This window comes from Zafaria sp. Z1313 (assembly GCF_050563205.1).
GTDB lineage: Bacteria > Actinomycetota > Actinomycetes > Actinomycetales > Micrococcaceae > JAZDCJ01.
This window is the reverse complement of record NZ_JBNWUK010000005.1, coordinates 124,627-150,807: the sequence shown is the minus strand read 5'-3', so window position 1 is coordinate 150,807 and position 26,181 is coordinate 124,627. Positions and strand designations below refer to the sequence as shown.

At 74.2% G+C, this 26,181-nt stretch carries 19 protein-coding genes; 10 read left to right on the top strand and 9 right to left on the bottom strand.

All coding sequences use genetic code 11. The annotated features are described in order from the left end of the window. Positions 1 to 71 precede the first annotated feature (71 nt). On the top strand, positions 72 to 1,556 hold the full coding sequence (locus tag ACQ3I4_RS07415; RefSeq protein WP_430633223.1) for a zinc-dependent metalloprotease: 1,485 nt from the start codon (positions 72 to 74) through the stop codon (positions 1,554 to 1,556). Between the two features lie 105 nt (positions 1,557 to 1,661). Here ACQ3I4_RS07415 and ACQ3I4_RS07410 read toward each other — a convergent pair whose 3' ends face one another. Next, the gene (locus ACQ3I4_RS07410; RefSeq protein ID WP_329860297.1) at positions 1,662 to 2,300 is read right to left on the bottom strand and encodes a M48 metallopeptidase family protein; all 639 of its coding nucleotides are present in this window, start codon (positions 2,298 to 2,300) and stop codon (positions 1,662 to 1,664) included. 131 nt (positions 2,301 to 2,431) lie between these two features. On the opposite strand from ACQ3I4_RS07410, the gene ACQ3I4_RS07405 reads away from it, so the two are divergent. Continuing rightward, on the top strand, positions 2,432 to 3,466 hold the full coding sequence (locus tag ACQ3I4_RS07405; protein WP_329860298.1) for a ThiF family adenylyltransferase: 1,035 nt from the start codon (positions 2,432 to 2,434) through the stop codon (positions 3,464 to 3,466). Between the two features lie 10 nt (positions 3,467 to 3,476). Here ACQ3I4_RS07405 and ACQ3I4_RS07400 read toward each other — a convergent pair whose 3' ends face one another. Both ACQ3I4_RS07400 and nudC read right to left on the bottom strand, forming a co-directional pair. Next, positions 3,477 to 5,594, bottom strand: a complete 2,118-nt coding sequence (locus ACQ3I4_RS07400) for an ATP-dependent DNA helicase UvrD2 (protein ID WP_329860299.1) — start codon at positions 5,592 to 5,594, stop codon at positions 3,477 to 3,479. A gap of 5 nt (positions 5,595 to 5,599) precedes the next feature. Then, positions 5,600 to 6,604 (bottom strand): NAD(+) diphosphatase, encoded by a 1,005-nt coding sequence (nudC, locus tag ACQ3I4_RS07395; RefSeq protein ID WP_329860301.1) that lies wholly within the window; start codon positions 6,602 to 6,604, stop codon positions 5,600 to 5,602. A gap of 143 nt (positions 6,605 to 6,747) precedes the next feature. Here nudC and ACQ3I4_RS07390 point away from each other — a divergent pair, with 143 nt between their 5' ends. Next, positions 6,748 to 8,211 (top strand): phosphotransferase, encoded by a 1,464-nt coding sequence (locus ACQ3I4_RS07390; RefSeq protein WP_329860302.1) that lies wholly within the window; start codon positions 6,748 to 6,750, stop codon positions 8,209 to 8,211. A gap of 20 nt (positions 8,212 to 8,231) precedes the next feature. Here the strand turns inward: ACQ3I4_RS07390 and ACQ3I4_RS07385 are convergent, their stop codons facing one another. Genes ACQ3I4_RS07385 through ACQ3I4_RS07375 form a run of 3 tightly spaced genes read right to left on the bottom strand, consistent with a single transcriptional unit; the run spans position 8,232 to position 15,333 of the window. Next, positions 8,232 to 11,663: an ATP-dependent helicase gene (locus ACQ3I4_RS07385; protein WP_430633222.1), complete on the bottom strand. Its 3,432-nt coding sequence runs from the start codon at positions 11,661 to 11,663 to the stop codon at positions 8,232 to 8,234. Next, on the bottom strand, positions 11,603 to 14,935 hold the full coding sequence (locus tag ACQ3I4_RS07380; protein WP_329860305.1) for an ATP-dependent helicase: 3,333 nt from the start codon (positions 14,933 to 14,935) through the stop codon (positions 11,603 to 11,605). The genes ACQ3I4_RS07385 and ACQ3I4_RS07380 overlap by 61 nt, the downstream gene beginning before the upstream one ends. Before the next feature lie 5 nt (positions 14,936 to 14,940). Next, complete coding sequence (locus ACQ3I4_RS07375) at positions 14,941 to 15,333, bottom strand: MGMT family protein (protein ID WP_329860306.1); 393 nt, start codon at positions 15,331 to 15,333, stop codon at positions 14,941 to 14,943. A 176-nt stretch (positions 15,334 to 15,509) separates the two neighbouring features. Here ACQ3I4_RS07375 and ACQ3I4_RS07370 point away from each other — a divergent pair, with 176 nt between their 5' ends. From ACQ3I4_RS07370 to ACQ3I4_RS07340, 7 genes are all read left to right on the top strand, one after another. Next, a complete protein-coding gene (locus ACQ3I4_RS07370) occupies positions 15,510 to 16,196 on the top strand; it encodes a 3'-5' exonuclease (protein WP_329860307.1) in 687 nt (228 codons plus the stop codon). A 265-nt stretch (positions 16,197 to 16,461) separates the two neighbouring features. Further along, entirely contained in the window at positions 16,462 to 17,451 is a 990-nt protein-coding gene (locus ACQ3I4_RS07365; protein WP_430633221.1) for a methionine ABC transporter ATP-binding protein, read from the top strand. Positions 17,452 to 17,453: 2 nt separating this feature from the next. Then, a complete protein-coding gene (locus ACQ3I4_RS07360) occupies positions 17,454 to 18,134 on the top strand; it encodes a methionine ABC transporter permease (protein ID WP_329860310.1) in 681 nt (226 codons plus the stop codon). A 125-nt stretch (positions 18,135 to 18,259) separates the two neighbouring features. Beyond that, positions 18,260 to 19,105: a MetQ/NlpA family ABC transporter substrate-binding protein gene (locus ACQ3I4_RS07355; protein WP_329860311.1), complete on the top strand. Its 846-nt coding sequence runs from the start codon at positions 18,260 to 18,262 to the stop codon at positions 19,103 to 19,105. A 364-nt stretch (positions 19,106 to 19,469) separates the two neighbouring features. Beyond that, a complete protein-coding gene (locus tag ACQ3I4_RS07350) occupies positions 19,470 to 20,636 on the top strand; it encodes an RtcB family protein (protein ID WP_329860313.1) in 1,167 nt (388 codons plus the stop codon). 286 nt (positions 20,637 to 20,922) lie between these two features. Continuing rightward, positions 20,923 to 21,834 (top strand): hypothetical protein, encoded by a 912-nt coding sequence (locus ACQ3I4_RS07345; RefSeq protein WP_329860314.1) that lies wholly within the window; start codon positions 20,923 to 20,925, stop codon positions 21,832 to 21,834. Continuing rightward, on the top strand, positions 21,831 to 22,682 hold the full coding sequence (locus ACQ3I4_RS07340; protein ID WP_329860315.1) for a hypothetical protein: 852 nt from the start codon (positions 21,831 to 21,833) through the stop codon (positions 22,680 to 22,682). Before ACQ3I4_RS07345 ends, ACQ3I4_RS07340 begins: the two co-directional genes overlap by 4 nt. A 49-nt stretch (positions 22,683 to 22,731) precedes the next feature. Here the strand turns inward: ACQ3I4_RS07340 and hemL are convergent, their stop codons facing one another. From hemL to ACQ3I4_RS07325, 3 genes are read right to left on the bottom strand one after another with little or no spacing between them, the layout of a single operon-like run. Next, on the bottom strand, positions 22,732 to 24,045 hold the full coding sequence (gene hemL / locus ACQ3I4_RS07335; protein ID WP_329860316.1) for a glutamate-1-semialdehyde 2,1-aminomutase: 1,314 nt from the start codon (positions 24,043 to 24,045) through the stop codon (positions 22,732 to 22,734). Positions 24,046 to 24,048: 3 nt separating this feature from the next. Continuing rightward, the gene (gene hemB, locus ACQ3I4_RS07330; RefSeq protein WP_329860317.1) at positions 24,049 to 25,032 is read right to left on the bottom strand and encodes a porphobilinogen synthase; all 984 of its coding nucleotides are present in this window, start codon (positions 25,030 to 25,032) and stop codon (positions 24,049 to 24,051) included. 50 nt (positions 25,033 to 25,082) lie between these two features. After that, the gene (locus ACQ3I4_RS07325) at positions 25,083 to 26,180 is read right to left on the bottom strand and encodes a uroporphyrinogen-III synthase (protein WP_329860319.1); all 1,098 of its coding nucleotides are present in this window, start codon (positions 26,178 to 26,180) and stop codon (positions 25,083 to 25,085) included. Position 26,181 lies beyond the last annotated feature (1 nt).

The window sequence follows — 26,181 nt, the reverse complement described above, 5'->3', positions numbered from 1 at the left end:
CGGCTTTGCCCACAGCGAACCGACGGCGATTTCCATGGGTCTACCGGGGTGGCCGGGGGTACCGTGGTCGCATGGCTGAGAACCCCCCGAACCCCCGTCCCGACGGCTCCGACGACCCCGAGGAGCCGGGACGCCAGGATCCGTTCGCCGAGATGCTCTCGGGCCTCTTCGGGGGCCAGCTGCCCGCCGGCTTCGACCCGAAGGACCTCCCCGAGGGCCTCGGCGCCGCGATGGGGATGCCCAACGACCCCGAGGCGATGCAGGCGATGTTCCGCCAGGTGCAGGCCATGATGGGCGCCATGGCCACGGGCGACGGCGGCCCGGTGAACTGGAAGCTGGCCCGGGATTCCGCGCGCCAGGCGGCCGCGGGCTCCGACCCGGCCGTCAGCCCGGCCCGCGCCGGCGCCGTCGGAGACGCCGGGCGGCTGGCCGAGCTGTGGCTGGACCAGGCCACGTCGTTCACCTCGCCCGCCTCCGGCTTCACCGCGCTGTCCCGGGCCGAGTGGGTCGAGAAGACGATGGACACGTGGAAGACCCTGACCGAGCCGGTGGCCGTCAGCGTCGCCGGCGCCATCAGCCAGGCGATGCGGGAGCAGATGCCCGAGGAGCTCAAGCCGATGCTCGGCGGGGCGCAGGGCATGTTCCAGAACCTCGGCGGGGCCATGTTCGGCCTGCAGCTGGGAACGGCCGTCGGCGGACTGGCCAAGGACGTCCTCGGCTCGAGCGACATCGGCCTGCCGCTGGCGGGCCCCGCACCCGCGCTCGTGCCCGTCAATGTCGCCGCGTTCGGCGAGGGGCTCGACGTCCCCGAACAGGAGGTCCTCCTGTTCGCGGCGCTGCGCGAGGCCGCGCATACGCGCCTCTTCGCCCGCGTGCCGTGGCTGCGCGCGCACGTCCTCGGCGCGATCGGGGACTACGCCCGCGGCATCCACATCGACCTGTCGAAGATCGAGGAGGCCGTGCGCGACATCGATCCGTCCAACCCCGAGTCGCTGCAGGGCGCGGTGACCGAGGGGCTCTTCACGCCGCAGCGCACGGGAGCGCAGGACGCCGCGCTGGCGAAGCTGGAGACGGCGCTGGCCCTCATCGAGGGCTGGGTCGACGAGGTCGTCGCGGCCGCCTCCTCCAACCTTCCCTCCGCCGCGGCACTGAGGGAGACCGTCCGCAGGCGCCGGGCCACGGGCGGCCCCGCCGAGCAGGCCTTCGCCTCGCTCGTGGGGCTCGAGCTGCGGCCCCGCCGGCTGCGCGACGCCGCGGCGTTCTGGGCCCAGGTTCTCGCCGACCGCGGCATCGAGGGCCGGGACGCCGTGTGGGAGCACCCCGACCTCATGCCCACGGCCGAGGACCTCGACGACCCCGCCGGCTTCGGCGGCCGCCGCGCCCTCGTGGACGCGGGCGACGCGGAGCTCGACGAGGCCCTGAACCGGCTCCTGTCCGGCGGCTACGACACGCCCGCCGCGGACGACGCCGGGGCCGCGTCCGGTCCCGGGGAACCGGACGAGGACGGTCAGGACGACGACCCGTCCGGAGCGGGCGAGGACACCGAAGGCCGCTAGACCCGCCCAAGCCGTTGCCCGGCGCCGGTCGGCGGCGGGCCCGGTGCCTCGGTCCCGGGCCCGGCGGCTCCCCGCCGCGAGGCGAGGCGCAGCGGAGGTGCGGGGCTACGCGAGGGGCCCGGCCCCGCCGTCGTCCGGGTCCCCGCCGTCCAGCGGGTCCGCTCCGCTGTCCGCCGGCCCACCGCCCGCGGCGAGCCGCGTGCCGAAACCGACGCCCGCGAGGAACGCCTTCGCCTCGGCCAGGCGCGGGTAGCGCTTCTCCAGGGTCCGGAACGCGGGTCCGTGCCCGCCCGGAGCCACGAGGTGGGCGAGCTCGTGGTGGAGCACGTAGTCGAGCACCCAGTCCGGAATCTCCTGCAAACGGTGGGAGATCCGGATCGTGCCGTCCGCCGGCGTGGCCGAGCCCCAGCGGGAGTTCTGGTTCGTGACCCAGCGGACGGAGAGGGGGCGCGCCCGCCCCTCGAGCAGCTCGGCGCTCAGCCGGGCGGCGCGGCGCATCAGCTCCTCGTCGTTGCGGCCCGAGGCCCGGCCCCGGCGGCGGTCGCGCCCGGCCTTCAGCCGCCCCACCATCTCCTCGATCCAGTGTTCCTCCTGCGCGCGGCTCAGGTGCGCGGGAACGGAGACGACGGCCTCGGCGCCCTTCCACGCCGCAGACACGGTCTTGCGGCGCCGGGCCGAGCGGACGACGCGGACGCGGAGCCCGTCGTCGAGCACGAGCACGCGCTCACCGGGTTGCAAGGGCATGGGGTCTCCTGATCTGTCGTCGCGGTCCCACTCTCCCGCGAAAGGCTGTGGATAGCCCGTTCCGGGGCCTTGGCGCGTGCCACGATGGCTAGTCCCGGCGGGCATCGCCGGCGAGACACCAGGAGGCCATCATGCGCATCAATCCCGGATTACGGGTGATCAGCCTAGCCGACGGTTCCGTCTGCATCGGGGCCACGGCCGGCGGGCTGTGGATAGACGGGCTCGACGCCCGCGACAAGGCGTTCATCGACGCCCTCGCGTCGCCCGCGGGCGCCCCGGCGGACGGACCCGGCACCGCCCCGAGGGGTTCCTCGTCCGGCGGATCCGGCGCGGACGCCCTCCCGGACGCCGAGCGGCGGGGCGAGCTCCTGGCGATCCTCGAACCGGTCCTCGTCGCGGACGCCGCGTACCGGATCCCCGGGGTCCGCGCGTCCCGGCTCGCCCCCGACATCGCGCAATGGTCCGCGGCCTACGGGCTGCACGCGGGCCCGCTCGTCGAACGGCGGATGCGCGCCGTGGTCCGCATCCACGGGCTCGACCGCTGCGGCCAGACCGTGGCCGTGCTCCTCGCGGCGGCCGGGATCGGATCCCTCCAGCTCTGCGACCCCCGGCCCGTCGAGGCAGGCGACCTCGGCGCCGGACCGCTGCGCCTCGCCGACCTCGGCCTGGAGCGGCCCCGCGCCCTGGCCCGGCACCTGGGCCGGCACTGGCCGCATGCCTCCCTGTCGACGTGGGAACCGGGAACGGGAGGGACCACCCAGGAGGCGGACGCCGTCGTCGCCGTCGGATCGCCGTGGCTCGACGAGGACCTCGCCGCGTACCTCGCCGCCACCGACGTGCCCCACTTGCGCGTCGCGTGCGGCGAGGCGGGATCCGGCGTCGGGCCGCTCGTCGTCCCCGGGGCCACGCCGTGCCTGGACTGCGCGGCGGACGCCGGCTTGCCCGCCGCGGTGCCGCGGACGGCCACGTGCGCCGGTCCTACCGAGGTCTCGCTCGCGGCGGCCGCCGCGGGCCTGGCCGTCCAGCAGATCCTGATGCTCGTCGACGGCGTCCAGGTTCCCGCCGCGGCCGGTGCCGTCCTGGAGCTGGACCTGGCGACGGGCGGCGTCGGAACGCGGGCCGTGGCCGCCCGGCCCGGCTGCCTGTGCCTGCTGAGGGCCGCGTAGGCTCCGCGCCTCAGGCGCCGGGCGCCCCCGCCGAGAGGATGTCCAGGACATCGCGTCCGTAGCGCTCGAGCTTGCCCGCCCCGACGCCGGGGACCTTGACCAGGCCGGCGGGATCGCTCGGCATGGCCTCGGCGATGGCCATCAGCGTGGCGTCGGTGAAGACGACGAACGCCGGGACGGCCGCCTCCTGCGAGACCTTCAGCCGCCAGGCCCGCAGCTCCTCGAACACGGCCTCGTCGTACCCGGGCGGGCAGCCGTTGCAGCGGCCGAGCTTGCGCTCCGCCGCCGACATGAGCATGGTGCCGCAGATCCGGCACGTCGCCGGCCCGGACGGGCGCTTGCGGCCGGAACGGCGGGCCGGCGCGTCCCCCGTGCGGCTCGAGGACGCGGGGCGCAGCCCGTCCAGGAAGCGCGAGGGGCGCCGGTTGGCGCGGCCGCCCGGGGTCCGGGACAGCGACCAGCTCAGCTGCAGGTGCTCGCGGGCACGCGTGATGCCCACGTAGAGCAGGCGGCGCTCCTCGTCGAAGCCCGCCTGGTCCTCGGCGAAGGAGATCGGCATGAGCCCCTCGCTCAGGCCCACGAGGAACACGGCGTCCCATTCCAGGCCCTTGGCGGAGTGGAGCGAGGCGAGGGTGACGCCCTGGACCGTCGGGGCGTGCTGCGTCGAGGCGCGCTCGTCGAGCTCGGCCACGAACTCCGCCAGGGTGAACGGCGTCTCGCGGCCCGCGCGGGAGCGCTCGAGCTCCCCAGCGAGCGCCACGAGGGCCGAGAGCGACTCCCAGCGCTCGCGCACGGCGCCCGAACCCGACGGCGGCTCGGCGGTGTAGCCGAGCGAGGCCAGGATGTCGCGGCACTGCTGCGGGACCGGGTCGTCCGACTCGACCCGCGCCGCGGCGCGCAGCTGCAGGACCGCGTCGCGGACCTCGCGGCGCTGGAAGAACCGCTCGCCGCCGCGCAGCTGGTAGCCGATCCCGGCGGCGGAGAGCGCCTGCTCGTAGGACTCGGACTGGCCGTTCGTGCGGAACAGGACGGCGATCTCGGCCGGCCGCACGCCGTCGTCGATGAGCGCGCGGATCCGGCCGGCGACGTGGGCCGCCTCCGCCTCGTCGTCGGTGCACTCGGTGAACGCCGGCTCGGGGCCGGCCGGGCGCTGGGCGATGAGCTCGAGCGGCTGCGGCCAGGCCACGCCCTGCCCGGGGATCCCCGGTTCGGGGCGTCGTGACGCGAGGAGGCGGTTGGCCAGGTGCACGACCTGCGGGGTGGAGCGGTAGTCGCGGACGAGCTTGACCACGGGGGCGCCCGGGTGGCGTTCGGTGAATTTCAGGAGGTGCGACGGCGTGGCCCCGGTGAACGAGTAGATCGTCTGGCTTGCGTCGCCGACCACGCACAGCTCGCCGCGACCGCCGAGCCACAGGTCCAGGAGGCGCTGCTGCAGGGGAGAGACGTCCTGGTACTCGTCGACGACGAAGTGCCGGTACTGTCCGCGGACCGCCGCGGCGACCTTCTCGTCCTCGTCGAGGATCCCCACGGTGAGCAGCAGGACGTCCTCGAAGTCGATCAGGTTCCGGTCCGTCTTGACGTCCTCGTAGGACTGGAAGAGGCGGGAGACCGTCGTCAGGTCGAGCCCCGCCGGCTGGCCGCGGCCGGCTGCCGCGGCGAGGTAGCTCTCCGGCGTGTGCATCGAGACCTTGGCCCACTCGACCTCGGCGGCGAGGTCGCGCAGCGCCGCCCGGTCGGTGGAGATGCGCAGGCGGCGGGCGGCCTCGGCGAGCAGCTGGGCCTTGTGGTCCACGATGGCCGGCAGCTGCCCGCCGATGGCCTGCGGCCAGAAGAACTGCAGCTGGCGCAGCGCCGCGGCGTGGAAGGTGCGCGCCTGGACGCCGCCGGCGCCGAGGTCGCGCAGGCGGGTCCGCATCTCGCTCGCGGCGCGCGCGGTGAACGTCACGGCGAGGACCTGGTTGGGCCGGTAGGCCTGCGTGTGGACGCCGTAGGCGATCCGGTGGGTGATGGCCCGGGTCTTGCCCGTCCCCGCGCCGGCGAGGACGCACAGCGGGCCGTTCAGCGTCGTGGCGACCTGGCGCTGTTCGTCGTCCAGTCCGTCCAGGATGGTCTCTTCGAGGCTCGTCATGGGCTTCAGTTCTCCAGTCGCCGCGGCTCGGGCAGCGGGCCGCCGTACCAGTGCTCGACGAGGGCGCGGGCGATCGAGGCCCCCGCGGGCACGGAGACCGCCCCGTCGAGCACGGCGGCCGCCAGCTCCCGGCGCGTGAACCAGCGCAGCTCGATGATCTCCTCGCCGTCCGGGACCGTGTGCGTGGAGTCGGCGCGGGCCGTGAAGCCGAGCATGAGCGAGGCGGGGAAGGGCCACGGCTGCGAGCCCAGGTAGCGCGGCTCTCGAACGGTGATCCCGGCCTCCTCGCGGACCTCGCGGACCACGGCCGCCTCGAGCGACTCGCCCGGTTCCACGAATCCTGCCAGGGTCGAGAACCGCTGCCCGCCCCATTGGGCGTTGGCGCCGAGGAGGAGGCGGTCGGCGTCGTCGGTGATGGACACGATGACGGCCGGGTCGGTGCGCGGGAAGTGCTCCGATCCGTCGGCCGGGCATTGCCGCACCCAGCCGCTCTGCACGACCTCCGTCGGTGCACCGCAGCGCGGGCAGTGGGTGTGGGAGGCGTGCCAGTTGGCGATCGCCACGGCCTCGACGAAGAGCCCGGCGTCCCCGGCCCCGAGACCCGCCGCGACGTCGCGCAGGCCGAGCCATTCGGCGTCGTGCAGCCCGGAAGGGACCCCGGCATGGTCCGCGAGGACGAGCTCCTGCCCCGCCCTGCGTCCGAGGTAGACGAGGTGCCGCGCCCCCTCGGCGGCCCCGGTGCCGGAGAGGACCAGGCGCCCGTCCGCCACGGCGGCGCGGCCGTTGACCAGGACGAGGACCGCCGTGTCCGATCCGGACAGGACGGCGGGCAGCCAGCCGGGATCGGCCCGCCGCTCGCACCCGCGGTCCACCGTGGTGCGCGCCAGCGGCAGCTCCCCCAATGGCACGGCGGCGTGCGCGCCGGCGGCTCCCGCGGGCGCGTCGGACGGCGCCGCGGACGGCGCGGGGGCTGGGACGGGGGCGTTCGGTCCGGCCGCGGGGAAAGTCATACCTCCTACCGTACTGACCGGCACCGCCGCCCGCACACGCGGAGGTGCGGGTGTGGACCGCGGCCGGTGGTGAAACCGCTGTTCCCGCGACTCGCCGCACGGCACCACGGCGGCGGCGCCCCGCACCGCATACGGTGGAAGACGTGAAACGCTCTCCCATGGAACTCGCCGCCATCGCCACGGCCGCGGTGCCCGGACTGGCGCCGGTCGGCGTCGCGGGCCTCGCCGACGACGCCGACGACTTCGATTCGGCGGTCATCGTCGACGGGCAGCAGAACCGCTGGCGCGTGCGTTCCCCGCGCCACGACGAGGCGAGCATGCGGCTCGAGACCGAGCTCGCCGCCCTGCGTTCCTTCACGCCCGGCGTGCGCGCGGCCCTGCCCTTCCGCCTGCCTTCGGTGGCCGGGACCGTGAGCCAGGGGCGCTTGCGCACGTTCGTCTACAACCATGTCGACGGCGCCGCGCTGGAGCTGGAGGACCTCGTCTCCAGCGGCGGGCGGACCGCAGCGGACGTCGGCCGCACCCTCGCGGCGATCCATTCGCTGCCCCAGGACGTCGTGGACCGGGCGGACCTGCCGGTCTACTCGGCGAACGAGTTCCGCCAGCGGCGCCTGAACGAGCTCGACCAGGCCGCGACGACGGGCAGGATCCCGGCGCGCCTCCTGCGCCGCTGGGAACACGCCCTGGAGGACGTGGCCCTGTGGCGCTTCAATCCGACCGTGGTCCACGGGGACCTGCACGAGGAGAACCTCCTGCTCGTCGAGGGCCGGGTCAGCGCCGTGACCGGCTGGACGGATCTGCACATCGGGGACCCCGCCGACGACTTTGCCTGGCTCGCGGCCGCGCACGAGCAGTCCTTCGCCGACGCCGTGCTCGAGTCCTACACCGCGCAGCGCGGGGACAAGGCCGATCCGCACCTCATGCGCCGGGCGGCACTGGCCGCCGAGTTCGCCCTGGCCCAGTGGCTGGCCAAGGGCCTCGCCCTCGAGGACGCGGAGCGGATCCAGGAGGCCGAGGACATGCTCCGCGAGCTGGACGAGGACATCGCGGAATTCGGCGGCCAGCCCATCAGCATTGTCGAGCCCCCGCGCTACGACGTCGGGGCGGACGCCTCGGCGGACGGTGCCCTGGCCGGTGCCGAGGCCGGCGCTGCACCCATCGGAGGAGACGACGCCGGGGCCGGCGCCGTCTCCGCGGGCCGCGCCGGTGCGCCAGACGCCGACGGGAACGCGCCGGCCCCGGACGTTGCCGCTGACGCCGGCGCGGACGACGCGGAAGAGGACCGCGCTGGCGGTCCTGCCGCCGGCCCCCACGAGGACACGGACGGCGACGCCGGATCCAGCGCGGACGTGGTCCTCGGCGACGGCGACGAGGACGCGGCCGTCATCATCTCCCGGCCCGGCGCGACGGGCGGCGCGGCCGGCCCGGACGGCGGGCCGGAACACGAACCCGCGGAGCACGACCAGGTCGACGTCCCGGCGGAGGACGAGGCGGCGGGCGGTCAGCCCGCGGACGACGAGGAGGTCGCGGACCAGGCCGTCGCGCCGACCGAGGCCCCGACGTCGGCCCTGCCCGCCATCGACCCGGACGGCCGCACCCTCCGCTAGCCTCCGCGCCCGGGCCTGCCCTATGCCTCGGCGGGTCCGGCGGCCGGCACGGCATCGAGCGCCGTGGTGATGAGCCGTTCCAGTTCCTCCTCCCCCGCCAGGTCGTGGGGGCGGATCGTCGTCCCGTCGCCGACGTAGTAGAACGCGGCGCCGACCTGTTCCACGTCGATCCCGTGGAGCCTCGCCCACCCCAGCCGGTACACGGCCAGTTGCAGGGACTTGTGGGCGAGCTCCCGCCCGGTGGGAACCCGGCCGGTCTTCCAGTCGACGAGGACCCAGCGCTCCGTCCCGTCCTCGCCGCGCTCACGGAACACGGCGTCGACGCGCCCGCGCACGGTCACCGGTCCCACGGGGGTCTCGAGGGGGACCTCGACGTGGGTCGGTTGGCGTTCGGCCCACTCGGAGTCGAGGAAGGCGGCCTTCATCTCCTCGAGGCCGTACTGGTCGTCGACGTAGGCGTCCGCCGCCCCGGGGAATTCGCCGAGGTCGAGCATGCCGGTGCTGCCGTAGTGCTCCTCGACCCACGCGTGGAACGCCGTGCCCTTGCGGGCGGCGATCCCGGGGCGCCGCGGAACGGGGCGGCGCAGCTGGGCGAGGACCTGCCCGGCGTCCGTGGCGAGGTCAACGAACAGCGAGGCCCGCACGTGCCGGGGCGGTTCGGGCCTGCGCGGCCGGGTGGCCTCGAGCTGGCGGGCGACGAGCAGGCGTGCCTCGTGGTCCCAGTCCCGTCCGGAGTCCGTCTCCGGGGCCGGCGGCTCCTGTCCCGTCCAGCCGCGCACGGCGGCCGCGGCGGCCTCGGCCCGCGCCCGCCGCCCGGGAGGCCGGGCCTCGGGTACACCGGCCCGCAGCCGGACGGGGCCCTCGAGGGGGTCGTACGGCCAGCGCGCCTCGACGGGGTCCTCCCGGTAGGGGTTCTCCCCGGGCGCTTCCTCGTCCGCGCACCAGAGCGGGAGCACGGCGGACGGGGCCGGCCCCTCCGCCAACGGCAGCAGCGCCTCGAGGAACGGCGAGGGGGCGGTGGTCTTGGTCCGTGTGCCCGTCCACGCGGTGGCGGAGCAGAGCAACAGGTCCTTGGCCCGGGTCAGCGCCACATAGGCGAGGCGCCGTTCCTCCTGTTCCCCATGCGCGATCACGCGCTGGCGGAACTCGGCCTCGGACTCGACGGCGGCGAAGAGGCTCGGCTGCTCGGTGTCCCAGTGCGGCAGGTCGTTGCGGTCGCCGCGCAGCGGCCAGGGCAGGGCGCTGTCCCCCGTGGTCCACCGCGAGTCGCGGGCCGAGGGGAAGACGCCGTCGTTCAGCCCGGTGACGGCGACGACGTCCCATTCGAGGCCCTTGGAGGCGTGGATGGTCAAGAGCTGAACCGCTTCCGCGCTCGCCTCCTGCTGCACGACCTCGAGCCCGCCCTCCTTGGCGGCCGCGGCGTCGAGCCAGGCCAGGAAGCCGGCCAGGTCGCTGCGCAGGGCGGCGTCCGTGTAGCCGGCCGCGACGTCCGCGAAAGCGTCGAGGTGCCGTCGGGCCGCGTGGATCCCGGTTCCGGGCCGGGCGGCGACCTCGATGTCGAGCCTCAGGGTCCTCTCGACCTCGTGCAGCAGTGCCGGCAGCTCGCCATCCACGAGGGTGCGCAAGTGCCGGACCTCTCGTTGAAGGGCCGTGAGGCGTTGGAGGGCCGCGTCGCTGAGCGTCCGCCCGTCGGCGCTCGTCCAGCCCGGCTTCGGCAGCCAGTCAAGGGCCTCCACGAGGCTCGCGGCGTCGGAGACCTCGCTCCGGGCCTCGGCACGGGCGGCGTCGGCGGCGTCCTCCCGGGTGTCGACGTCGGCCTCGGCGCCGCGGCGCACGGCCGCCTCGCGCCGGCGGGCCAGGAAGCGGGACCAGTCGGCGAACGCCATGAGGTCGGCGGGACCGATCCTCCACCGCGCACCGGAGAGCAGCCTCAGGAGGGCGTCGGAGCGGTCGGGGTCCACGAGGACGCGCAGGGTCGCGACGAGGTCCACGATCTCGGGCATCCCCAGGAGCCCGCCGAGCCCGACGATCTCGTAGGGAATCCCGCGCTCCTCGAGCGAGGTGGCGAGCAGGGCGAGCTGGCCGCGCGTGCGGCACAGCACCGCCAGGGTGGGCGCCCGGCCGTTCAGGCGCCGGAAGGCGTGGTGCTCTTCGAGCAGGCGGTCGGCGATCCACGCGGCCTCGTCCGCGCTCGTCGCGTGGCGGACGAGCTCGACGCGCCCGGGGCCGGCGAAGGGGCTCGCCGCGAGCGGCGGGACCTCGATCCGGCGCCCGCCCCGGTTCGGGTCCGCGGCGTTCAGCGGCGCGGAGACCGCGTTGGCGGCCTCAAGGACGTTGACGGAGTTGCGCCAGGCCGTGGTCAGGAAGGCCGTGGCGGCCGGGCGGCGGTCCCCGTCCGCGGCCACGGCGGGGAACTCCTCCGGAAAGCGGAAGAGCTGCCCGGCGGAGGCGCCGCGGAAGCCGTAGATGGACTGGTTGGGGTCACCGACGGCCGTCACTGCGTGCCCGTCGCCGAAGAGCCGGGAGAACAGGATCATCTGTGCGTGGGAGGTGTCCTGGAACTCGTCGAGCAGCACGACCCTGAAGCGGGCACGTTCCGCCTCGGCCGCGGCGGGGACGGTCTCGGCGATCCGGGCCGCGAGCGCGACGAGGTCGCCGTAGTCCATGACGCCGCGCTCGCGCTTGAGGCGGGCGTAGCCGTCGGCGAGCCCGGCGACCGTGGAGCGCGTCCGGAGCCTGTCGAGGAGCTCGCGGGCCTTCTGCGCGGGCGGTGTCGTCTTGCCTTCCCGGTACGGCAGCGCGGCCAACCGCTCCACGAGGCCGTCGAGGTAGGCGGCTCCCTCCGCGGGCGTGCGCAGGTGCTCGGCGCATTCCCCGGCGAAGGAGACGACGGCGTCGATGAGGGTCGACTTGGACGACGCCAGGTGCTCGTGGTCGCCGTCGTAGGATTCAACGACGTCGGCGGCGAGCTGCCACGCCTGGGCCCCACCGATCAGGGCGGTATCGCTCTCGACCCCGATCCGCAGCCCGTGGTCCTGGACGAGGGTGTTGGCATACGAATGGTACGTCGACACGGAGGGCTCGAGCAGGCCCCCGTCCTCGGGGTCCGGCTCCCAGGCCCCGGACGCCGCGAGGGTCGCGAGCTGCCCGCGGATCCGCTGGGCGAGCTCGCCGGCGGCCTTGCGCGTGAACGTGACGCCCAGGATCTGCTCGGGCCGGACGAGGCCGTTGGCCACGAGCCATACGACGCGGTCGGCCATCGTCGCCGTCTTCCCGGAGCCCGCGCCGGCGACCACGAGGAGGGGTTCGAGCGGGGAGGAGATGATGCGGGACTGCTCGGCGGTGGGTTGGTGCTGGCCCAGCAGCTCGGCCAGTTCCTCGGGCGAGTGCCTCACGGTTCGGTCACCTGCCTTCCTTCGGTACACAGCGGGCAGACGGACGGGAGGCGACATGAGCTGCCAGCCGCCCCGCCGCGGGTGGGGTCGTGCCGGGCCAGGAAGTCGGCGGCCCCCATGGCCCGTGCCGCCTCGAGCACGAGGGGCGTCGCCCAGTCCTCGCCCTCGACGGCGGGCTGGACCTGCTCGCGGGGCGTCTTGGTGGAGGTGCCGAGCTGGACCAGGGCGGCCCCCGCCGGGTCGCGGGACAGGCCTGCGACCCCGTCGAGCGCCCCGGCCCGCACGGCGGCCTGGTAGCTGGCCAGCTGCGGGTTGCGGTCGACGTCCTTGCCTGACGGCTGGCTCTTGCCGGTCTTCAGGTCCACGACGAAGGGGCGCCCGTCGGGGCCGGCCTCGACGCGGTCGATCACCCCGCGCAGCCGCACGGTGGCGGAGCCGTCGCCGATCTCCACCTCGAAGTCGGTCTCGCGGCCGCGCAGCTCGCGCCCGGCCTGGCGCATGAGCAGGGTGTACTGCGCGAGCTTGCGCAGCATGGATCCGGCCCGGTCGTGGTCGCGGTGGGTCTCCCAGTTCGTCGGCAGGTCGAGCTCGGGCCAGCGCCGGTCCAGCTCCGTCAGGTACTGCTCCCCCGAGGCGTCGGGCAGGTCCTCGGCGATCGCGTGGACCAGCGTGCCGAGGCTGCGCGCGAAGTCCGTGGCCGGTTCCCCGCCGGCCGCCTGGACGAACCAGTTCAGCGGGGACTCGAGGGCCGCCTGGACCTTGGACGGGGAGACCTTGACGGGGTGCCCGTCCGCGGTGACGGGGCCCGTGCTCGTGGCGGGCGCCAGCCCCCACCACTCGTCCGGGTCGGCCCCGCGCACGGGCACGGGAGCGGTGGCGAGGCGGGCCAGGACCGCTGCCGCGTCCCGGGCCGTCGGGTCCAGCCCGCCGCTCCCCGGTCCGGGTTGCCCAGCGCCCGGGGAGGCGGACGACGCCGGCGCGGCCCCGCTGTCGTCCGCCGGACCGGTCGGGGCGGCGGCGGGGGCCGTCCGGGCTCCGGCCTCGGCGGCCTGCCGGAGCAGCGCCACGAGCGAGCCGAGCGTGCGGGCGCGCGGCACCCGGGTCACCGGCCGGGTCGCCGGCCCGCCGGTCTCCACCGGAGGGCTCCACGGGCTCACGAGGTCCAGGAATCCGGAGGGCTGGTGGTCCTCGGAGTCCACGGCGACGCAGACGAGGCTCCCGCGGCAGCGCGAGACGGCCGCCGCGAAGCTGCGCAGCTCGTCGGCGCGGGTGGCCCGCAGCCGCGACGCCGGATCGCGCTGCCGCAAGGCCACGGGGCCGTGTTCGACGACGTCGGCGAGGGCCCCGCTGTGCAGGAGCTCGCCGCGCAGGCGCGTGTTGGGCCAGATGCCTTCCTGGAGGCCCGGAATCAGGACGAGCCCCCACTCCCGGCCCGCCGCCGCGGCCGGCGTCAGGACCTCGACGGACGGACCGCTCCCGCCCCGCCCGGCAAGGGAGTCCATCGGCAGGTCCTGGGCCAGGACGTGGTCTACGAACTGGGCGATCGTGGCGCCCGGAAGCTGGTCGACGAAGCGCTCGGCGGCCTGGAAGAGCGCCAGGACGGCGTCGAGGTCCTGGTCCGCCCGGGAACCCGCTCCCCCGCCGGCGAGCGCCGCGGTGCTCCAGGCCCCCGACATCCCGGAGGCGTCCCACAGCGCCCAGAGTGCGGTCTCCGCCGTGGCTCCCCCGCGGTCCGCCTCCTCGGCGAGGGCGTCGAGCATCCGCCGGATCCGCCGGGCGCCGGCGGCCTCGCGGCCCGACCCTTCGGGGATCCCGACGGATCCGAAGAGGCCCGCGAGGAGCTCGGAGCTGCCGCGCGTGCCGCCGCGGGCGTGCTCCTCGCGGCGCAGGCCCTGCCGCAGTCGCCGCACGTCCAGGGCCGTCGACTGCCCGTAGCGGGAGGTCAGGAGCGATTCGACGGCGTGCAGACCGGTGGCGTCGCCGCCGGACAGGCCCAGCCGGAGCAGGTCCAGGAGCGGGCGGACGGCCGGTTCATCGCGCAGCGGCAGCTCGGCCGGGGGGACGCTGACGGAGATCCCCTGTTGGCCCAGGTGCCGCGCGACGGTCCGGACGAGCGCCCCGTTGCGGACGATCACGGCGATGTCGTCGAGCGGCCGGCCGCCCATGAGGTGTTCCTCGAGGATCCGGTGGGTCAGCAGGCGCAGTTCGTGCACCGGGGACTCAACGACGTGTGCTTCCACGGACCCCGCGGCCCCGGTACCGGCGCCGTGATCGGTGTCCCGGTCGGCGGCGCCCTCCGGCGGGCGCGCCGCGATCCCCGTCGCGGTCCCCGCCGGATGGGACAGGAGGCGGCCGGCGGCTCCCGCGGCGAGCGGGATGCGCCGGGCGACTCGCCCCCACGCCTCGGCGACGTCGAGGGGCATCCGATGCGAGTGCTCGAGGGTCGCCACGGCGACGGGTCGGGCCTCGGTGCCGTAGAACGTGTCGACGCGGGCGAGGAGGTCCGGGCGGGCGCCGCGGAAGCCCTGGACCACGTTGTCGGGGGCGGCGAAGGCGAGCAGGTCGGCGTCTCGGGCCAGGAGGGACAGGAGCCGGTGCTGGGCCGGATTGGCCTCCTGCAGGTCGTCGACGACGACGAGGCGGAGCCTCTCCCGTTCCTCGCCGAGGAGGCGCGGGTGGTGCTCGAGCAGCTCGGCGGCCGCGGTGATCAGCCCGGCCGGGTCGAAGGCCTCCGCACTCCCGAGGTCCAGCAGGTCGCGGTACTCCTGGTACAGCTCTGCCGCCGCCGTCCACTCGGGCACCGAGCACTCGCTCCCGAGCTCGTGGAGCCGGCCGGCCTCGACGCCGTGCTCGGCGAGGCGGTCGAAGAGCTCGCGGACCTCTTGGCGGAACCCGCGGGTGCCGACCGCCTCTCCGAGCGAACCCGGCCACGCGGGGCCGGGCGTGATCCCCGCGGCATGGCCCGCGAGGAGCTGGCCGATCAACGTGTCCTGCTCCGGGCCGGAGAGGAGCCGCGGCGGGCGTTCGACGTGGGGAAGGTAGCCATCCAGGCGGGCGCGGCGGATCAGGTCGAACGCGTAGGCCGCCCACGTGCGCACGGCCGGTTCCGAGAAAGTGGATCCGCTGCCGGCCGAAAGCTCGTCGCGCAGGCGTGCCGCCGCGGCGCGCGAGGGGGCGATGACCAGGAGCGAGGACGGGTCCAGTCCGGCGGCGAGCCGCGCGGAGACCGCCCGCAGCAGCAGCGTCGTCTTACCGGTTCCCGGCGCGCCGAGGACCACGGTGGGGCCGTGTCCGGGCCCGAGCTCGAGAAGACGCGTCGCGGTATCCATGGAGCTCATCCCAGCACGCCGCCCCGACGCTTTGGGTCCGGCGCCGCGTGTGGACCCCCGCCGAGCTGCGCGGCGAGGTCGTCGAGGGTCCGGAAGTCGTCGTCGGACGGCTGCCAGCGCGCGAGGGCGAGACGGATCCGGCCGCCGCGGACGGGTGTTCCCTCGTCGTCCCAGCGGAGCCGCGCTTCCCCGCTGAGCGGCTCCGGCAGGGAGCCGTCCGCGCGCACGACCCGCCACCAGGGGACCCCGGATGCCGCGCCGCTGCCGGCCATCGCCGCACCGACCTGCCGCGGGCCGCCGGCCCCGAGGAGCTCGGCGATGTCGCCGTAGCTCACGGCGCGTCCGGGGGCGATGAGCCACGCGACGGCGTGCACGGCCTCGGGGTAGCTCAGGGACATGACCACCAGCCTAGGGCGCGGGCGGGGCGTCGGGGATCCCGAGCGGCCGCGGCGTGGCGGCCGATCCCGGACGACGCCGGTGCCCCCTCCTCCTCCACAGGCCCCTTCCGGCGGTCCTTGTCCACGTCGGGCCCCGCGCGGGGCGGGCGCACGCGGCGGCACGGTAGCGTGGAACCATGAGCAATTGGCATGAACTTCCCCGGGCCTCGTTCGACCTCGAGACGACCGGCAGGGACCCGGAACTGGCCCGCATCGTCACGGCGTCGGTCCTCGTGGTCAACGGCCGCCAGGAGATCCTGAACCACCGCGAGTGGCTCGTGGATCCCGGGGTTCCGATCCCCGAGGAGGCCGCCGCCATCCACGGCGTGAGCACCGAGCGGGCGCGGGCCGAGGGCGCCGACGCCGCGACGGCGGTCGCGGAGATCACCGCCCACCTCAGGGAGCTCTTCGCCACGATGCCGGTGCTCGCCTTCAACGCGAGCTACGACTTCACGGTGCTGGACCGCGAGTGCCTGCGCCACGGCGTCGAGGCCCTCGAACCCGCAGCGGTCATCGACCCGTACATCATCGACAAGCACGTGGACAAGTACCGCCGCGGCAAGCGCACCCTCACGGTCATGAGCGAGTTCTACCGCGTACCGCTCGTCGATGCCCACACCTCCGTCGCCGACGCCGCAGCGACGGTCGGCGTGGCCGATGCGCAGGTGGCCAAGTACAAGCAGCTGCGGATGGATCCCCTGCAGCTCCACGGATCCCAGGTCCGGTGGGCCGCCGAGCAGGCCGCGAGCTTCCAGGCGTACCTGCGCCGCAAGGACCCCTCCGCCGTCGTCGACGGGCAGTGGCCCGTCCGGCGCCGCCCCTGAGCCGACGCGCCGTCCCCCGCCCGTCGTCCGCCGGCGGAGACTGTGCCGAAACACACAGCCGCCGGTGGACACACAAGCCGGTGGAGACGCTTCCGCCGGATCGCAATGCTTCGGCGAACCGGGCCACTTGTGAAATTTTCGTCAACCCGAAACGGCTTCTTGGCAGAGTCGTCGGGCAGATGACCGTTTGTGACGCCCATTCGGTCGCTTTTGTTCGACGGTGCTTCAATATGGGGTAAAGTTCCCCACTTCCATTGAGGCTCACTTGATCACAGTCACCGATCTGCGCAAGGTCTACCGGCAGGGCGGCCGCGAAGTCGTCGCGCTGGACGGCGTCACGCTCAGCGTCGCCAAGGGCAAGGTCCACGGAATCATCGGGCACTCCGGCGCCGGCAAGTCGACGCTGGTGCGCTGCCTGACGCTGCTCGACCGTCCGACGGCCGGAACCGTCGACATCGACGGCAAGGTCCTCACCGGCGTCTCGGACAAGGAGCTCCTGACGGCCCGCCGACGCATCGGCATGGTCTTCCAGCACGCCAATCTGTTCGATTCCCGGACCACGGCGCAGAACGTCTCCTACCCGCTGGAACTCACGGGAACGCCCAAGGCCCAGGCGAGGAAGCAGGTCGCCGAGCTCCTGGACCTCGTGGGGCTCGGCGCGTTCGCCGACGCCTACCCCTCGCAGCTCTCCGGCGGTCAGAAGCAGCGCGTCGGCATCGCCCGCGCCCTCGCCACGGATCCGGACATCCTCCTGTGCGACGAGCCGACGTCCGCCCTGGACCCGAAGACGACCGATGAGATCCTGGCGCTGATCAAGAAGCTGCGCGACCGCCTCCAGCTGACCGTGCTCATCATCACGCACGAGATGCACGTCGTGAAGGAGGCCTGCGACTCGGTCTCCCTGCTCGAGGCCGGCCGCATCGTGGAGCACGGCGACCTGGCCGAGGTCGTGGCCCGCCCCAACGGCCGGCTCTCGGAGGCCCTCCTCCCGCTGCCGGCCGACGCCATCGAGGACCTCCCGGGCGGAACGGTCCTGGAACTGCTCTACTCGGGAAGCCGTGCCGTCGAGCCCGTCATCTCGGCCGTGGCGCGGACGTTCGAGACCGACGTCAACGTCCTGGCCGGATCCGTCGAGTCCCTCGGTGGAGCCCGGTTCGCGCACCTGCGCATCCAGCTGCCGGACGGCAGCGACATCGCGGCCATCACCGCGCACCTGAACGCCGCCGGCATCGCCGTATCCACCAAGGAGGCCTGAGGATGGACTTCTTCAACGACCTCGCGTCGAACCCCGCCATCACGAACGCGATCCCCACCGCAACGCTCCAGACCCTGCAGATGGTGGGCATCTCGGGCCTCTTCACCGTCCTCATCGGCCTTCCCCTGGGCATCGTGCTCCACTCCACGGCGCCCGGCGGGCTGACGCCGGTCCGCTGGCTGAGCTTCATCCTCTCCAGCGTGGTCGTGAACATCACGCGGTCCATCCCGTTCGCGATCCTCATGCTGTCCCTGATCCCGCTCTCCGTCCTGATCGTCGGAACGTCGCTGGGACCGATCGCCGCATCCGTTTCCCTGACGATCGGCACGATCCCCTTCTTCGCCCGCCTGGTCGAAACGGCCCTGCGCGATGTCCACACGGGCAAGATCGATGCCGCCCTCGTCATGGGATCGACGCGCTTCCAGGTCGTCCGCAAGGTCCTGGTTCCCGAGGCCATGCCCGGCCTCGTGGCCGCCCTCACGACGACGCTCGTCACGCTGGTCGGCTACTCGGCCATGGCCGGACTGGTCGGCGGCGACGGCCTGGGCCGACTGGCCTACAACTACGGCTTCCAGCGCTTCGAGACCTCCGTGATGATCGTCATCCTCGTGATCATGGTCCTCCTCGTCCAGCTGATCCAGGTGGTGGGCGACGCGCTCGCCCGCCGCGTCGACCACCGCTGATCCCCACTCCCCAAGACTCCCGTCACCTCGGCGACGGACGGCAGCCAGTAGCCGCTAGCTGCCTTAAACCGCCCGTCTTCCCCTTCAACGGGACGGCACGGCACCCAAGAAAAGGAACTCCTCCGATGCGTCAGAAAATCGCACTCGCCGTCACCGGCGCCGCAGCCCTCTTCGCCCTGACCGCTTGCGGCGGTGGTGACACCGGCGCCGCCGACACCTCGGCCGACACGAACTCCGCCGGCCTCGCCATCGTCAAGGTCGGCGCCAGCCCGGTCCCCCACGCCCGGATCCTCGAGTTCATCGACGAGAACCTGGCCGCCGATGCCGGCATCGATCTGGACATCACCGAGATCGACGACTACCAGACGCCCAACACGGCGCTGAGCGAGGGAACCCTCGACGCGAACTTCTACCAGCACCTGCCGTGGTTCGAAGACCAGGTCGCCACCAAGGGCTACGACTTCGAGCACGGCGAAGGCGTGCACATCGAGCCGTTCGCCGCGTTCTCCGACAAGTACTCGTCGGCCGGCGAGATCCCGGACGGGGCGAAGGTCGTCGTCACCAACGACCCGGCCAACCAGCTGCGCGCCCTCCGGGTCCTGGAGCAGGCGGGCCTGCTCTCCGACATCTCCGACGATTCCTCCGTCCTCACCCTGAGCGACGAGCAGAACCCCAAGAAGCTCGCCTTCTCCGAGGTTCCGCCGGAGCAGGCGGTCCAGGTGTTCAAGCAGGATTCGTCCTTCGACATCGGCATGATCAACGGCAACTTCATCCTGCAGGCGGGCCTGAAGAGCTCCGACGCCCTCGCGGTGGAGGAGACGGAAGGCAACCCGTACGCCAACTTCCTGGCATGGCGCGCCGGCGAGCAGAGCGACGCCATCGCCACCCTCGACGAGTTGCTGCACAGCGACGAGGTCGCGGCCTTCATCGAGGAGACCTGGCCGGACGGCGACGTCATCCCGGCCTTCTAGTCCCACCCGCGTCACGACGCGCCGCACGGCGGGGTCCCGTTCCAGGGGCCCCGCCGTGCGGCGTCTCTGGCGCGAGGGGGCCGGACGCTGTAGCTTTGACCCTTGTCGGCATCCGCCGACGACACCCCGCACTGGACCAGGGAGGAACCATGTCCGTCACCGGCCTCTACGCTTCCTTCCGCCCTGCCGCCGGCCTGCCCGACGGGCAGCAGCGTGCCTTCAAGCACGTGTTCAGCGCGTTCACCAGGTTGCCCGAGTCCTGACGCCCCCGGCGTTCCGGCCCCGCAACCACACATGGTGCGGGGCTTTTTCCATGGACCACTCGACGGAATCCGTGCCCCGCACCCCGACAGAGAGAGAAACCATGGAAAGGATCAACCGCCGGCTCTTCAACTGGGCCTCCATCCTCGATGCCCAGACCCGCGCGCAGGCCGAGACCACCTCGACACTGCCGTTCATCTACCCGCACCTGGCCCTCATGCCCGACGCCCACCTGGGCAAGGGCGCCACGGTCGGCTCCGTGATCCCGACCCTCGGGGCCATCATCCCGGCCGCCGTGGGCGTGGACATCGGCTGCGGCATGATCGCGGTGCGCACGCAGTACCGGCTGGGACAGCTGCCCGGGGACCGGCGCGCGCTGCGCGAGCAGATCGAGCGCGCCGTCCCGCTCTCGGCGGGCCACTACAACAAGAAGGTCGTGGCCACGGCCGCGCCGCGCATCTCCGAGCTGGCGGACGCCGCCGCTGAGGCGGGGTTCGACCCGGCCTCCTACGCGGGCAACTGGGAACTGCAGCTGGGATCGCTCGGCTCGGGCAACCACTTCATCGAGGTCTGCGCCGACGAGGAGGGCGCCGTCTGGCTCTTCCTGCACTCGGGCTCGCGCGGAATCGGCAACCGGATCGCCCAGCACCACATCAAGGTGGCGCAGGGCGTGGCGAGGCGCTACTGGATCCAGCTGCCGGATCCGGACCTGGCCTACCTCGTGGAGGGCACGGACGAGTTCGACGCCTACATCCGCGAGCTGCGCTGGGCCCAGCGCTTCGCCCTGCTGAACCGGGAGGAGATGATGGACCGGGTGATCCGCCAGTTCTCGGAGTGGGTCGACGGTCCGGTCGAGGAGGAGGAGCGGATCAACTGCCACCACAACTTCACCGAGCGGGAGACCCACTTCGGCAAGTCCGTCTGGGTCTCGCGGAAGGGCGCGATCCGCGCCCGGACCGGTGACGCGGGCCTGATCCCCGGTTCGATGGGCACGGCCTCGTACGTGGTGGAGGGTCTCGGCGACGCGCTCTCGCTCGAGTCCTCGCCGCACGGCGCGGGCCGCGAGTACTCGCGCACGGCGGCGCGGAAGGCGTTCACGCTCGATCAACTGCGCGAGGCCATGGCGGGGATCGAGTTCCGCGACACGGACGCCTTCATCGACGAGATCCCGGCGGCCTACAAGCCGATCGACACGGTCATGGACGACGCCTCGTCCCTGGTCCGGGTCCGGCACCGCCTGCGGCAGATCGTCAACGTGAAGGGCGACTAGGACGACGCCGGGGCCCGGGTTCACTGCCCGGGCCCCGGCCCTGGGTCCGGCACCGGGTCCGGCCCGGGGCCATGGCTCCCGGTCGGCAGGGGTCGGGCCGACAGGGTTCGGGCCGGGAGACGGGGACGGAGATCGCGGCAGGTCCCGGCCGGCGTCGTGACGAACCGGTGACGCCCGGGGCGGACACTGGCCCCAGCGCGCCGGGACCACGCCCAGGCGGACGGGCCGCAGCGCGTGGCCGCCGCACCCGGGCGGCGGCCGCGGAATCGGCGAGGAGCTGGGGACCGTGGACCAGGACAGACGAGACAGCGGGCGGCGGAACCGACGCGGCCCGGCCGGGCGACGGGTGCTGGTTCCGCCCCGCGCCGTGGGCCCGCTGGCCGTGCTCGCGGCGGCGGCCGCCCTCCTGCTGGCCGGGTGCGTGCCCCCTCCGGCGTCAGAGTCCGACGGCGGCGCGCCGGCGAACGCGAGCCCCGGGACTCCCGGCGGCCGGGGCGACGGCGGCAACGGCGGTACGGGCGGCACTGGAGGCGGGCAGGGCCAAGGCGGCGGAAACGGCGCGGGCCAGGCCGGGGACACGCCGGGCCGCGTGGTCTACACGTGGGGCCTCCCGCCGAGCGACACGAGCGTCTCGGGCAACGACGGGCCGGCCTACGGCGTCCTGATGCGCTCGTGCGACGAGGCGCAGGCCTACCTCGACGGGCTGTCCGACCCTCCCTACTACGGCTTCCGCAGCCCGCGGAACGTCGTGCTGTTCGCGGCCGGCATCCACTTGTGCCGCGGCGACACGGGCGAGGGGGCCCGGTACTACCGCAACGCGGTGACGGAATACGGCATCGAGGGCCTCAACGACGGCCGTCCCGAGTGCGAGCTCTACAAGTCGGTCGCGAGCGTCGTCGAGCAGCGTCCCCGCGAGGACTTCCCGTGCGTCGGCGGCCCCGACCCGCAGGGCCGCTTCGGGGACGGCGGCGCGGACGATCCCCTCACCTTCGATGTCGACGAGAGCGTCCTGCCGGACGGTGGCGGCGAGGGCAACGGCGACGGGACGAACGGCGAGGAAGGCACTGGAGGCGAAGACGGCACCGGGGACGAGGGCGCGGACGACGGCGCCGGGGACGGCACCGACGGCAACGGCACGGATTCCGGCGGCGGCGAGGAAGGCGAAGGCGGTACGGACGGCGCCGGATCCGGGCCGTGAGCGCGGACCAGGACCGCGGGGAGCTGCTCCGCAAGATCGCCGCGGTCGTCGGCAACGTCGGCGTGGTCACCGCGTTGCTCGTCTACTTCGGCTGGGTCCGCTCCGAGGTGCAGGCGGCGGAACTGGGCTTCGACGAGAGCGTCCTGGGCATGACGACGCGCGAGTACCTGCTGCGCAGCGTCCGTCCCGTCCTGGTGCTGCTCATCGTCGCCGGCGCGGCGGGGCTGATGTGGGTGGGGCTGGACCACTGGCTGTCCCGGCGGCTCGAGCTCGGCGACCGCCGGGCCAAGCGCGTGGCCGTGTACGCGGTCCCGGCCCTCGCCGTCGTCCTGCCGGCCTCCGCATGGATCCTGCGCCCCGTGTGGCCGGCCACGGCCTACGTCGCCTTCCCGCTGCTGCTGGCCACCGGCCTGCTCCTGCTGCTCTACGCCTTCCGGCTCTACCGGGCGCGCTCCGGCGCCCCGCCCCTGTCCCATGCGGCGGGGAACCTGCTCCGCGCGTGCGCGGCCGCCCTGGTCGGCGTCGCCCTGTTCTCGGCCGCGGCGAACTACGCGACCGTCGAGGGCACGGAGCTGGCCCGGGGCTTCGGCGAACGGATCGCCCAGCTGCCCCGCGTCGTCGTGCACAGCGCCGATCCGCTGGGCATCGACGCCCCGGGCGCCGCGGTCGAGGAGCTGCCGGAGGGCGCGGGCTACCGCTACCGCTACACGGGGCTGCGGTTGCTCGAGCACACCGGGGGCCGCTACTTCCTGGTCTCCGACGGCTGGACGCGGCGCTACGGCGTGATCGTGGTCCTGCCCTCCGACGAGCCGGGGATCCGCTACGACTTCGTCCGCGACACGCGCTGACAGTCCCGGCGCCGCCGGAAGGTCCCAGGCGTGGCCCGGGCCGTCCTGGCTAGGCTCCCGGAACCGCCGCGGCGGCCGCCTCGGCGGCGGCCGGGAGGGCGGCGTGGATCCGTTCCATGGCCGCGTCGTCGTGCGCCGCGGAGAGGAACCACGCCTCGAACACGCTCGGCGGCAGGTAGACGCCCGCCTCCAGCATGGAGTGGAAGAACGGCGCGTAGCGGAAGGCCTCCTGCGCCTGCGCGTCGGCGTAGTCGGACACGCCGCGCGCGGAGGTGCCGAACGCGATCGAGAACAGGTTCCCGGCGCGCTGGATGGAGTGGTCCACGCCGGCGGCGTCGAGGGCCGCGCCGACGGCGGCGGAGAGCTCGAGGCTGCGGGCGTCGACGAACGCGTAGACGTCGCGGGTCGCGTGCGTCAGCGTGGCGACGCCGGCGGCCATGGCGACGGGGTTCCCCGAGAGCGTCCCGGCCTGGTAGACGGGGCCGGTCGGCGCGAGGTGGTCCATGACCTCGGCCCGGCCGCCGAGCGCGGCCGTGGGCAGCCCGCCGCCGATCACCTTGCCGAAGGTGAACAGGTCCGGGGTCCAGCCCTCCCCCGCGCCGGTGAGGCCCCAGTAGCCGGAGTAGCCGGTCCGGAAGCCCGTGAGCACCTCGTCCAGGATCAGCAGCGCGCCGTGGGCCGCGGTGGTCCGGGACAGGAAGGCGTTGAAGCCCTCGGCCGGGGTGACGACGCCCATGTTGGCGGGTGCGGCCTCCGTGATCACGGCGGCGATGCGGTCGCCGTGCTCCGCGAACGCGGCCTCGACCGCGGCGGGATCGTTGTACGGGAGCACGAGGGTCTCCGCTGCCGTCGCGGCGGTCACGCCGGCCGATCCGGGCAGGGCGAGCGTCGCCAGGCCGGATCCGGCCGCGGCGAGGAGCGAGTCCAGGTGGCCGTGGTAGCAGCCGGCGAACTTCACGATCAGCTCGCGTCCGGTGAAGCCGCGGGCCAGCCGCACCGCGGTCATGGTGGCCTCGGTGCCCGTGGAGACCATGCGCAGGCGCTCGACGCCGGGAACGCGTTCCATGACGAGCTCGGCCAGGCGGCCCTCGGCCGGCGTGGAGGCGCCGAAGGACAGCCCGTGGTCCACGGCCTCATGCACCGCGGCCTGCACGGCCGGGTGCTTGTGCCCGAGCAGGGCCGGGCCCCACGAGCAGACCAGGTCCACGTACGTCCGGCCGTCGGCGTCGGTGAGGTACGGGCCCTCGGCGTCGACCATGAAGCGCGGGGTTCCGCCCACGGAGCCGAAGGCTCGCACGGGCGAGTTCACCCCGCCCGGCATGAGCGTGCGGGCGCGTTCGAAGAGTTCCTCGGAGGTGGTCATGGCCTAGCGTCCTTCCTTCAGCCAGCCGGCAAGCTCGGCGGCCCAGTACGTCAATACGGTGTCGGCGCCGGCGCGGCGGATGCCGAGCACGGATTCGGTGATGGCGGCGCGGCGGTCGATCCAGCCGTTGGCGGCGGCGGCCTCGATCATCGCGTACTCGCCGGAGATCTGGTAGGCGGAGACGGGCACCGGGGACATCGCGGCGATGTCCGCGACGATGTCCAGGTAGCTCATGGCCGGTTTGACCATGACCATGTCAGCGCCCTCCTCGAGGTCCAGCTCGACCTCGAGGACGGCCTCGCGGCGGTTGGCGGCGTCCATCTGGTACGTCCGGCGGTCCCCGGTGAGCTGGGAGTCCACGGCCTCGCGGAACGGCCCGTAGAACGCGGAGGCGTACTTGGCGGCGTAGGCCAGCACGGCGGTGTCCTGGAAGCCGGAGGTGTCGAGCGCCTGCCGGATGACGGCGACCTGGCCGTCCATCATGCCGGAGGGGCCGAGCACGTGGGCGCCCGCCTCCGCCTGCGCCACGGCCATTTCCGCGTAGACCTCGAGGGTCGCGTCGTTGTCCACGCGGCCGGCCTCGTCCAGCACGCCGCAGTGGCCGTGGTCGGTGAACTCGTCGAGGCACACGTCGCTCATGACCACGAGCGAGTCGCCGACCTCGGCGCGGACGACCCGCAGGGCGCGGTTGAGCACGCCGTCCGGGTCGATGCCCGCGCTGCCGACGGCATCGCGCACGGCGGGGATCCCGAAGAGCATGATGCCGCCCAGACCCAGCTCCGCGGCCTCGGCGGCGGCCCGCTTGAGCGTGTCGGTGGTGTGCTGGACGACGCCGGGCATGGAGGTGATGGGGTTCGGCGCGTCCAGGCCCTCGCGGATGAAGGCCGGCAGGATCAGCTGCTGCGGGGCGATCAGCGTCTCGGCGGCGAGCCGGCGCATCGCGGGCGTGGTGCGCAGCCGGCGGGGCCGGTGGTGGGGAAAGGCCATGGGGTGCTCCTTCGGGTCGGTCTCAAGCGTAGTGGGGTGGCCGGGCGGGGTCAGGGGCCCGCGATCGCAACGGCCCAGGCGTCGGCCAGGCCGGCCGGGGTGGGTTCGGCGGCGGTGCCCGCGGGCTCGACGCCGTGGGAACGCAGCTCGGCCGCCGTGCTGTGGCCGATCGCGACGGCCGCGAGGCCGGCCGGGAATCCACCGGCCACCTCGAGGTAGCGGCGCACGATGCTCGGCGAGGTGAAGAACACGGCTCCCACGCCCGCGGGGGCTCCGTGGGCGGCGGCCAGCGCCTCGGCGTCGATCTCGACGACGCCGGGCCCGGCGGGCCCCGCGGAGCTGGCAGACCCGGTGCCCGTGGTCTCCGTGGCGCCCGCGATGGCGAGCGAGGCGGTGAGGCGCCGTCCGGGCGCGGCCGGCGCTTCCACGGTGTGGTAGGCGATCACGGCCTCGGCTGCCCACCCGGCCGTCGTCAGCCCCTGCTCGAGGGTGCCCGCGGCGAGGTCCGCCTGGGGCAGGAACGCGCGGACCGAACGCCGCGGGGACCAAGCGGCGTCGGCCGCGTCCGCCTCGTGCTCCGCGAGCGGGTCCTGCCCGCGAGCCGCACCGGCACCGGCCACGCCGGCGACGTGGCCGCGGCTGGCACGGCGCCCCGTGCCGGCCCCGTCGACGAGGGCGAGCTGGTTCCATTCGGCGAGGATCCCCTCGGCGGACTGCTCGTGGGGCTGGAAGTCGATCCCGATCCCCTCGGCCGCGGCGGCCCGCGCGGTCGCGGAGCCGACGGCGCAGACGCGCGTTCCGGGCGGCACGGCGAGCGTCAGCCCGAGGGCGGCGGCGCGCTGCTTGAGCGCCCGGACCGTGGTGATCGAGGTCAGCACCATCCAGTCGTAGCCGCCGTCGAGGAAGCGGGTCAGCGCCGCGTCGAGCGCCCCGGTGTCCGCGGGGAGCTCGAAGTCGATGAGCGGGCACAGGACGGTGGAGGCGCCGCGGGCGCGCAGCTCGGCCACGGTCGCGGCGGCCCGGTCGGGGCTGCGCAGCAGCAGCGCGGCGCGGCCGGCCAGCGCTCCGGCGTCGCGGCCACCGTCCGGGCCCGTTCCCCGGCCGCCGCCCGCCTCCGCGCGCGGCTCGCCGCCCCGCTCCTGCCGCACG

Coding starts and splice junctions, on each gene's coding strand:
- nudC (WP_329860301.1), bottom strand. CDS start 6,604: ATGACTTTCCCCGCGGCCGGACCGAACGCCCCCGTCCCAGCCCCCGCG.
- hemB (WP_329860317.1), bottom strand. CDS start 25,032: ATGGCCTTTCCCCACCACCGGCCCCGCCGGCTGCGCACCACGCCCGCG.
- ACQ3I4_RS07375 (WP_329860306.1), bottom strand. CDS start 15,333: ATGTCCCTGAGCTACCCCGAGGCCGTGCACGCCGTCGCGTGGCTCATC.
- ACQ3I4_RS07380 (WP_329860305.1), bottom strand. CDS start 14,935: ATGGATACCGCGACGCGTCTTCTCGAGCTCGGGCCCGGACACGGCCCC.
- ACQ3I4_RS07405 (WP_329860298.1), top strand. CDS start 2,432: ATGCGCATCAATCCCGGATTACGGGTGATCAGCCTAGCCGACGGTTCC.
- ACQ3I4_RS07385 (WP_430633222.1), bottom strand. CDS start 11,663: ATGTCGCCTCCCGTCCGTCTGCCCGCTGTGTACCGAAGGAAGGCAGGT.
- ACQ3I4_RS07410 (WP_329860297.1), bottom strand. CDS start 2,300: ATGCCCTTGCAACCCGGTGAGCGCGTGCTCGTGCTCGACGACGGGCTC.
- ACQ3I4_RS07400 (WP_329860299.1), bottom strand. CDS start 5,594: ATGACGAGCCTCGAAGAGACCATCCTGGACGGACTGGACGACGAACAG.
- ACQ3I4_RS07360 (WP_329860310.1), top strand. CDS start 17,454: ATGGACTTCTTCAACGACCTCGCGTCGAACCCCGCCATCACGAACGCG.
- ACQ3I4_RS07350 (WP_329860313.1), top strand. CDS start 19,470: ATGGAAAGGATCAACCGCCGGCTCTTCAACTGGGCCTCCATCCTCGAT.
- ACQ3I4_RS07415 (WP_430633223.1), top strand. CDS start 72: ATGGCTGAGAACCCCCCGAACCCCCGTCCCGACGGCTCCGACGACCCC.
- ACQ3I4_RS07355 (WP_329860311.1), top strand. CDS start 18,260: ATGCGTCAGAAAATCGCACTCGCCGTCACCGGCGCCGCAGCCCTCTTC.
- hemL (WP_329860316.1), bottom strand. CDS start 24,045: ATGACCACCTCCGAGGAACTCTTCGAACGCGCCCGCACGCTCATGCCG.
- ACQ3I4_RS07370 (WP_329860307.1), top strand. CDS start 15,510: ATGAGCAATTGGCATGAACTTCCCCGGGCCTCGTTCGACCTCGAGACG.